Annotated in this window: 1 protein-coding gene and 1 pseudogene; one reads left to right on the forward strand and one right to left on the reverse strand. The window is 67.0% G+C overall.

Annotation, left to right across the window (positions count from 1 at the left end; genetic code table 11):
* Positions 1-241 (reverse strand): annotated as a pseudogene (locus tag AC1DTN_RS37490) (acyl-CoA dehydrogenase); the annotation flags it as partial.
* A 111-nt stretch (positions 242-352) separates the two neighbouring features.
* Here AC1DTN_RS37490 and AC1DTN_RS37495 point away from each other — a divergent pair.
* Positions 353-839 (forward strand): TetR/AcrR family transcriptional regulator (locus tag AC1DTN_RS37495; protein ID WP_477925182.1); only part of this gene is annotated, 487 nt, incomplete at its 3' end.

Raw genomic sequence — 839 nt, forward strand, 5'->3', positions numbered from 1 at the left:
GCGCATAGCCGCGCGGCGTGCGCACCACGTCGCCGTCGCGGGTGCAACCTTCGTCGTCGCCACTGCCGTTGATCGGCAGCAGCACTTCGCTCGCGAATACGCCGGCGCTCTCCAGGACCGGGAGGACGAGGTCCATGGTCGCGTCTTCGTATCCGGGCAGCGAGCTCACACGCTCTTCGTAGCCGAGGACTTCCTGCAGCAGGAAGCGGAACTCCGCCAGGGGGGCTTCGTAGGTGGGCATGCGGGAGGGTTTCTTTCACCGGATCGGTCGATATCCGGGTAATATTAACAACGTTAAGACGCAAGTCAACCGGGGCTTCCATCCGAATCGTCGACTGTTAAGATTTGACGCATGGAAAAACCGACAGCACGCACGAAAGCCCCGGCGCGGCCCTTGGCGCGCGGGACCCCACGCAAGACGGCGAAGAAAGATCTTCCGGCGGCCCCGCCGGCCGAGGAGAAGCGGCCCGCCCGCTCGACCAGGCTGGCCGGCCCGCCCAAGGCGGCCAAGGCAGCGAAGCCGAGCACGGCCCCGGCGCCCGCCAAGTCAGGCAACGCGGCCGAGGAGGCCGAGGCGCCGCCGAAGCGCTATCACCACGGCAATCTGCGCGAGGACCTGGTGCGTTGCGGCAAGGCCCAGTTGCGCGAAGTCGGCCTGGCTGAACTGAGCCTGCGGCGCATCGCCGCCGAAGTGGGTGTGTCGCAGGTTGCGCCCAAGTACCACTTCGGCAACAAGGAAGGGCTTCTTGCGGCGATCGCGGCCAGCGGCTTTCGCGACCTGACGGAGTTTCGCTTTGCCCGGCTGCGCCCGAACATGTCGCCCGAGCAGCGTTTGCGGA

It is taken from the genome of Rhizobium sp. 01T444, from assembly GCF_056398305.1.